This is a genomic window from Massilia niastensis DSM 21313, assembly GCF_000382345.1.
Classification (GTDB): Bacteria; Pseudomonadota; Gammaproteobacteria; order Burkholderiales; family Burkholderiaceae_D; genus Telluria; species Telluria niastensis.
On sequence record NZ_KB908186.1, the window covers coordinates 1 to 7,015 of the forward strand.

The 7,015-nt window shown below is 64.2% G+C and carries 10 protein-coding genes and 1 pseudogene; 8 read left to right on the top strand and 3 right to left on the bottom strand.

Annotated features, from left to right (window positions below; translation table 11 throughout):
- On the top strand, window positions 1-450 hold a 450-nt coding region (locus tag H162_RS0129270), incomplete at its 5' end, for an enolase C-terminal domain-like protein (RefSeq protein WP_020657028.1).
- A gap of 14 nt (window positions 451-464) precedes the next feature.
- On the opposite strand, the gene H162_RS0129275 is transcribed toward H162_RS0129270, so the two are convergent.
- Together H162_RS0129275 and xth are read right to left on the bottom strand one after the other, a co-directional pair.
- On the bottom strand, window positions 465-1,040 hold the full coding sequence (locus tag H162_RS0129275; RefSeq protein ID WP_020657029.1) for an MliC family protein: 576 nt from the start codon (window positions 1,038-1,040) through the stop codon (window positions 465-467).
- The gene (gene xth / locus H162_RS0129280) at window positions 1,037-1,825 is read right to left on the bottom strand and encodes an exodeoxyribonuclease III (protein ID WP_020657030.1); all 789 of its coding nucleotides are present in this window, start codon (window positions 1,823-1,825) and stop codon (window positions 1,037-1,039) included. The genes H162_RS0129275 and xth overlap by 4 nt, the downstream gene beginning before the upstream one ends.
- A gap of 172 nt (window positions 1,826-1,997) precedes the next feature.
- Here xth and H162_RS0129285 point away from each other — a divergent pair, with 172 nt between their 5' ends.
- The 7 genes from H162_RS0129285 (at window position 1,998) to H162_RS35855 (ending at window position 6,783) form a co-directional block, all read left to right on the top strand.
- The gene (locus H162_RS0129285) at window positions 1,998-2,828 is read left to right on the top strand and encodes an ABC transporter substrate-binding protein (protein WP_020657031.1); all 831 of its coding nucleotides are present in this window, start codon (window positions 1,998-2,000) and stop codon (window positions 2,826-2,828) included.
- Between the two features lie 10 nt (window positions 2,829-2,838).
- Complete coding sequence (locus H162_RS0129290) at window positions 2,839-3,534, top strand: amino acid ABC transporter permease (RefSeq protein ID WP_020657032.1); 696 nt, start codon at window positions 2,839-2,841, stop codon at window positions 3,532-3,534.
- Between the two features lie 7 nt (window positions 3,535-3,541).
- The gene (locus H162_RS0129295; protein ID WP_020657033.1) at window positions 3,542-4,234 is read left to right on the top strand and encodes an amino acid ABC transporter permease; all 693 of its coding nucleotides are present in this window, start codon (window positions 3,542-3,544) and stop codon (window positions 4,232-4,234) included.
- Window positions 4,235-4,247: 13 nt separating this feature from the next.
- The gene (locus H162_RS0129300; protein ID WP_020657034.1) at window positions 4,248-4,976 is read left to right on the top strand and encodes an amino acid ABC transporter ATP-binding protein; all 729 of its coding nucleotides are present in this window, start codon (window positions 4,248-4,250) and stop codon (window positions 4,974-4,976) included.
- 98 nt (window positions 4,977-5,074) lie between these two features.
- A complete protein-coding gene (locus H162_RS0129305) occupies window positions 5,075-5,371 on the top strand; it encodes a hypothetical protein (RefSeq protein WP_026355256.1) in 297 nt (98 codons plus the stop codon).
- 279 nt (window positions 5,372-5,650) lie between these two features.
- The gene (locus H162_RS0129310) at window positions 5,651-6,379 is read left to right on the top strand and encodes a sterol desaturase family protein (RefSeq protein WP_020657036.1); all 729 of its coding nucleotides are present in this window, start codon (window positions 5,651-5,653) and stop codon (window positions 6,377-6,379) included.
- Window positions 6,380-6,543: 164 nt separating this feature from the next.
- A complete protein-coding gene (locus tag H162_RS35855; RefSeq protein ID WP_156885877.1) occupies window positions 6,544-6,783 on the top strand; it encodes a DUF3144 domain-containing protein in 240 nt (79 codons plus the stop codon).
- Here the strand turns inward: H162_RS35855 and H162_RS34920 are convergent.
- Window positions 6,766-7,015, bottom strand: a pseudogene (locus tag H162_RS34920) (IS3 family transposase); the annotation flags it as partial. The gene H162_RS35855 and the pseudogene H162_RS34920 sit on opposite strands and share 18 nt — an antisense overlap.

Sequence of the window (7,015 nt, forward strand, 5' to 3'; positions counted from 1 at the left end):
CCGGGCGATCCGCTCGACTTCGAGCTGCAGGCCACCCTGCGCAACTACTACAAGAACCCGATGGCCACCGGCGAAGACCTGTTCTCGATGCAGGATGCGCGCAACCTGATCCGCTATGGCGGCATGCGCGCCGACCGCGACTGGCTGCAGTTCGACTGCGCCCTGAGCTACGGCCTGGTCGAGTACCTGCGCACGCTCGACATGCTGCGCGAGCACGGCTGGTCGCCGCGCCGCTGCATCCCGCACGGCGGCCACCAGATGTCGCTGAACATCGCGGCCGGCCTGGGCCTGGGCGGCAACGAATCCTATCCGGACCTGTTCCAGCCCTTCGGCGGCTTCCCGGACGGCGTCAGGGTCGACAACGGCTACATCACCATGCCGGACCTGCCGGGCATCGGCTTCGAGGGCAAGGCCGACCTGTACGCCGAGATGCGGAAGCTGTCCGCCTGAGCCCCGGCCGGTGATCAGGTCCGCTTGCAGTGCAGTTCGGGCGTCCCATGGCCCCACACGACGGTGGCGCTGCCCTGGTGCTCCCAGAACTGCTCGTTGCGCCCCGCATAGCGCGCCCCGCTGCCGCTCGGCTGGCTGAGCATCAGGGATTGCTCGCCGCCGCGCGCGGCGATCAGGCTGGGCGGGTCGGTCTTGAAGTGGGTGACCTTGACCGTGCTGCCGTCGTCGCAGGTGAAGCTGAAGGTTCCGCGCAGGCGCACCAGGTGGTAGGTGGCCTGCAGTTCGACCCGGCGCAGCACGTAGGCCTCGGCGATGCAGGCGTGCATGTCCTGCGCCTTCCAGCAATCCCTGACCCCGCGCCACCAGCCTTTCTGCTGCATGAGCAGCGCTTTGCGCTGCGCGGCGTCGGCCTTGGCCAGCGCTTCGGTGTAGACCTGGTCGAGCTGGCGATCGATCGCCACCAGTTTCGGGTCGGCGCAGATCGCCTGTTCCACCGTCCCTGCGGCCTTGACGCAGAATGCCGGCATCGTCGAGGCCTGCGCCCAGAACGGCGCGCCCAGGGCCAGCAGGGGGAGAAGTCGGCGGCTCATCGCGCGATCGCCGCCAGGTCGAGCTCGACCCAGGTCGGCGCGTGGTCGCTCGGCTTTTCGCGCGCGCGCACGAACTTGTCGACCCCGGCGCCGCGCAGCGCCGGCGCCAGGGTGGGCGAGAGCAGCAAATGGTCGATGCGCAGGCCCGCGTCGCGGTCGAAGGCGTTGCGGAAGTAGTCCCAGAACGTATAGATCTTCTGGTCCGGGTGCATGGTGCGCAGGGAGTCGGTCCAGCCCTGGTCGACCAGGCGGTGGAAGGCCTCGCGGGTCTCGGGCCGGAACAGCGCGTCGGTCAGCCAGCGTTCCGGCTTGTAGACGTCGATATCGGTCGGCATGACGTTGAAGTCGCCGGCCAGCACCGCCGGCACCCCGGCTTTCATCAGTTCGGCGCCACGCAGGATCAGGCGCTCGAACCACGCCAGCTTGTAGTCGAACTTGGGCCCCGGCGCCGGGTTCCCGTTGGGCAGGTAGAGGCAGGCGACCAGCACGCCCTGGTACGCCGCCTCCAGGTAGCGGCTCTGCTCATCAAGCGGATCGCCCGGCAGGCCGCGGTGGATTTCCTCGGCCGGACCGTCGCGGGTCAGGATGGCGACCCCATTCCAGCTCTTCTGCCCATGCCAGATCGGATGGTAGCCGGCGTCGCGGATCGCCTGCTCGGGAAACTTCTCCTGGGGCGCCTTCAGCTCCTGCAGGCAGACCACGTCGGGCTGGCGCTCCTCGAGGTACTGGAGCAGGGCGCCAAGGCGGCTGTTGATACCGTTGACGTTGAAAGTGACGAGCAGCATGTTGTCTCCGCAATAATCGTTAGTGTGATTGTGCAGGCAGCTTCGTGTGCCGTCGAGCGAAACACGGTGCTTATACCGCAACGAGCATTTTCTTATGGGAATTTATTCATTTTGCCGTATAAGTGCTTGCTATATACTGTTGAGCTCGAATATTTTGTCGTTGGAGCAGCATATGATCACTCGCCGTCACCTCATCCTGGGCGCGGTCGCCCTGTCCGCCCACCTGGCCGCCGGCGCCGCCCATGCCGACCAGCTGGCGGACATCAGGAAAAAAGGCGAGATCGTGTTCGGCGTGCTGGGCACCGACGAGCCGAACAGCTTCATCGACCCGAAGACCCGCCAGCTGGTCGGCTACGAGATCGACCTGGCCACCGCGGTGGCGAAGAAGATCGGCGTCAAGCCCGTGTTCAAGCAGCTGGCGGTGTCGGCCCGCATCCCCGAACTGCAGCAGGGCCACGTCGACATCCTGGCCGCCACGCTGACCCACAACAAGGAACGCGAAGCCCAGGTCGATTTCGCCGTGACCCATTTTGTCACCGGCTCGAAAGTCATGGTGCGCGCCGGGAGCGGCGTGACCGCGCTGCCCCAGCTGGCCGGCAAGAAGGTGGTCACCGTGCGCGGCGGCACCCAGGAAACGAATATCCGCAAGGCCGTCCCGAGCGCCGAGGTGGTGACTTTCGAGAACACCCAGCAGGCCTTCCAGGCGCTGCGCCAGGGCAAGGGCATCGCCTATGTCAACGACGAGTCCTCGCTGCTGGCCGACTACGGCAAGCTGGGCCCGGCCGCCAAGGGCTTCACCATCCTGCCGACCTCGATCGGCAACGAGGCTATCGCCATGGGCCTGCGCAAGGGCGAGAAGGGCCTGAAGGCGGTGGTCGACGCGACCCTGCGCGAACTGGAGGCGAGCGGCGCGGCCGAGCAGCTGTTCAACAAGTGGTATGGCCCGGGCACCCGCCCGAACATCGCCAAGCGCGCGTTCAAGATCAGCACCGACAAGATCTGAGCCCCGAGCCTTGCAGTTCTTCGATCCGACCCTCCTGCAGTCCGGCCAGTACCACGACTGGCTGGTGCAGGGCCTCATCCTGTCGCTCCAGCTGACCGCGGTCAGCTTCGTGTTCGCCCTGCCTTTCGGCGCCGCGGTGGCGCTGATGCGCACCTCGACCTCCGCGCCCGCGCGCGCCGTCGGCAGCACGATCGTCGAGGGCATCCGCAACGTGCCGCTGCTGGCCCACCTGCTGTTCTGGTATTTCGCCTTCCCCGAACTGCTGCCGGAGGGCGCGCGCGAAGTCCTGTACGCGAACAGCCCGGAAGCCGTGTGCGCCGTGATCGCGCTGGCGCTGTACAGCGGCGTGCACATGGCCGAGGACATCCGCAGCGGCATCCGCGCGGTGCCGCCGACCCAGCTGGAAGCGGCCCGTTCGCTTGGCCTGGGCCGCATTGCCGCGGTGCGCCTGGTGCTGCTGCCGCAGGCGCTGCGTGCTTCCGTGCCGCCGCTGCTGTCGCAGACCGTCAACCTGTGGAAGGACACCAGCGTGGCCACCGTGATCGGCGCGGCCGAGATGATGTACCAGGCCGCGCGCGTGGAGACCGCGAGCTTCCGCAGCGTCGAAGCCTTTGCCTTCGCGACCCTGGCCTACCTGTGCGTGTCGCTCCTGATCTCGCTGGCGGCGCACCTGGTCCAGCGCCGTTATCCGGTCCGTCCGGCCTGAGGTGGCGATGCTTGAACTGATCGATACCTACTGGCTGTACTTCCTGGTCGGCCAATATCCCGAGGGTCCGCTGGGCGGGCTGGCGCTGACCGTGCTGCTGTCCGGCGCCGCCCTGGTGCTGGCGATGCCGCTCGGCCTGCTGCTCGGCATCGCACGCGTGAGTCCCTGGCGCGCCCTGCGCTGGCCGGTGACCGCCCTGGTGCAGCTGGTGCGCGGGGTGCCGCTGCTGCTGGTGGTGTTCTGGGTCTACTTCTTCCTGCCCGCCGTGACCGGCGTGAAGACGGGGCAGGCCACGACCATGCTGATGGTGCTGGTGCTGTTCGACGGCATCTACCTGGCCGAGATCGTGGCGGCGGGCATCCGCGCGCTGCCGAAAGGCCAGCTGGAAAGCGCGCGCTCGCTGGGCCTGAGCTATCCGCAGGCGCTGCGCCGCGTGGTGCTGCCGCAGACCCTGCGCAACGGCCTGCCTTCACTGGTCAGCCAGCTGGTCTCGACCATCAAGGCGACCTCGCTGGGCTACATCATCGGCCTGTCCGAAGTCTCGTTCATCGCGACCCAGGTCAACACCCTGGTGTTCACCCAGGCGGTCGAGGTCTACCTGATCCTGGCGCTGACCTATTTCATCCTCTGTTTCGGCCTGTCCCGGCTGGCCTTCCTGCTCGAGCGGCGCCTGCAGCGCCGTTCCGCGCAGGCGTCGTAAAAGGAAGCGAACGATGATCGTTCTCGATAAAGTCAATAAATGGTATGGCGACTATCACGCCCTGGTCGACGTGTCCGAGCGCGTGCACAAGAATGAAGTGGTGGTCGTGTGCGGGCCGTCCGGCTCGGGCAAGTCGACCCTGATCCGGACCATCAACCGGCTCGAGGAAATCGACGGCGGCCGCATCGAGGTCGACGGGCGCGACATCCATGCCAAGGGCGCCGACGTCAACCTGCTGCGCGCCGGCATCGGCTTCGTGTTCCAGCACTTCAACCTGTTCCCGCACCTGAGCGTGCTGGAAAACTGCACCCTGGCTCCCGTGCAGCTGAAACGCGCGACCCTGCCTGATGCGCGTGCCCATGCGATGGCGTTGCTGGAGCAGGTGGGCCTGGCCCACAAGCGCGACGCCTATCCGAACGAGCTGTCCGGCGGCCAGCAGCAGCGCGTGGCGATCGCGCGCGCGCTGGCGATGCGCCCGCCGATCATGCTGTTCGACGAGCCGACCAGCGCCCTCGACCCGGAAATGGTGGGCGAGGTGCTGCAGGTGATGCGCTCGCTGGCGCAGCAGGGCATGACCATGGTCTGCGTGACCCATGAGATGGGGTTTGCGCGCGAGGTGTCCGACCGCGTCTGGTTCATGAGCGAAGGGAAGATCCTGGAGCAGGCCAGCCCGCAGGAGTTCTTCAATCATCCGCAGCATCCGCGCGCGCGGCAGTTCCTGGCGGACCGCAGCCGGAACTGATCCGGCCGGGCCGTCCTCCAGCAAGGGAGTGCTGGAGCGCAGGCGCCATTGTCCTCGGCGGCCTTACATTCCAACAGCACGACACTCGAGGGGGAAGCATGGATGACATTAAACGAAATGAACTCACGCAAATGGCTTGGGAAATACATGGAGCGGTTGAGGATGCTTTCCTGCGCCATCCCGCCACCAAAGACGTGCCGACCGACTGGATGGAAAAGCAACGCTTGCTCTTGGCGGATATGGCCATTCATTTGTTACAGACAGCGATCAAACCCGGCAGCATGGAGCTGGAAAAGCTGAAGAATAATTTGCATGCAATCCTCACCATTTCAGATCAGTTCTTGCCTCATGCGGACTTGAAGAAGGCGACTGAAAAGCTGTACGTCGAAAGCTAGCTCACGCCTCTATTTCGATGTCCCTTCTCACAGTCCGCTTCGTGTCGAACGCGGCCCCGGTTTAAGGACAGCAACCGGCCAAGTTCGGTCGTTCAAGAGGAAACCCAGGAAACGCTGGAGCTGCTGGTGAACTGTCCAGGCCGAGATCCGGGTTTGACCGTGCAGTATCGGAATCTGCGACCGGCAGGCGCGCCATCCAAGCCCGCCGATACCGGTGCTGGCGCCATCGCGGGCATCGTCAGATGATGGGTTCTCCAACCATTTGACAACGGGGACTCTATGCTGACAACGATCTTTGCGGTCTTCGCGGCCTGCTTTCTGCTGGAGCGCATCGTGCCGGGGTGGCGCCTGCCGCGGGTGCGTACCTGGCCCGTGCGGGTATTGGTCATCAATGCGGTCCAGCTGGGTGTTGTCCTGTTGGCGGGGTGGACCTGGGAGCGCTGGCTATCGTCGGCCTCCTTGCTGCACTTGTCCCGCCACCTCGGTCCGGTGACCGGAGGACTGGTAGCCTACTTCATCGCGACCTTCGTGTTCTACTGGTGGCACCGGGCCAGGCACGAATCGGATTTCCTGTGGAGAGTATTCCATCAGATCCACCACAGCCCGCAGCGCATCGAGGTGATCACCTCCTTCTACAAGCATCCGGTCGAGATGGTCGTGAATTCGATGATCGGCAGCCTGCTCGTTTACGCGTTTCTCGGCTTGTCGCCGGAAGCGGGAAGTGTCTACACGCTGTGTACGGCGCTGGGTGAATTCTTTTACCACACGAGCGTGCGGACGCCGCGCTGGGTCGGCTGGTTCTTCCAGCGGCCGGAAATGCACCGCGTGCACCACCAGTACGGACGGCATCGCAACAACTACGGCGACATTGTCTGGTGGGATTGGTTGTTCGGCACTTACGAGAATCCGGTCGTGTTCGAAAATCGCTGTGGGTTCGATCCAGAGCGTGAAGAACGGCTGACGGATATGCTGTGCTGGCGGGACGTGCATGAAACTGATGCAAAGTGACACCTGAGTCACCAATACTACGACGTCGGCTTTGGGTCGGATCGGGTCCTTCGTGACAGTCTGCGATTTTTCGGCCTGGGCGACCTGCTATCCTGACCTGAACGGCCGGGTTTGGCCAGAAGCGGACATTGATGGAACGTTGCCTTACCAATGAAAAGAACACTATGACAGAGAGACCAACGAGCGACAGCGACCCGGATCCGCGATTTTGGGACCGAGCAGACGAGGTAATTCAACTGGCGAACAGCCAATGTGAGCGAGATACCCCTAGTAGAATTAGTGCGTCTCTGCTTTATGCCGCATCGAGATTTAATGCATTTATTGTTGCTTCAAATGCTTCTGATGCCGAAGAGATCGGCGTTTGTCAACGTAGTTGTCGCGTCACCTCAAGCTACTTGCTGTAGTGCTTCTGGCCGAATCCGTTCCGGATTCAACCAGACCTGGTCTTCCAGCTTCCAATTCCTCGTGCCGCGCGACCAGCGCCCCGGATTGCTGTTTCTGGCGTCTCGATAGACCTTCTCGCGGCACGCCAGAATCGCCGCATCCTGACCAGTGTGGCGCTGCGCCGGCGTCACGAATTTCAGGCTGCTGTGCTTGTGTTCCTGGTTGTACCAGCGTACGAATTTCTGTGTCCAC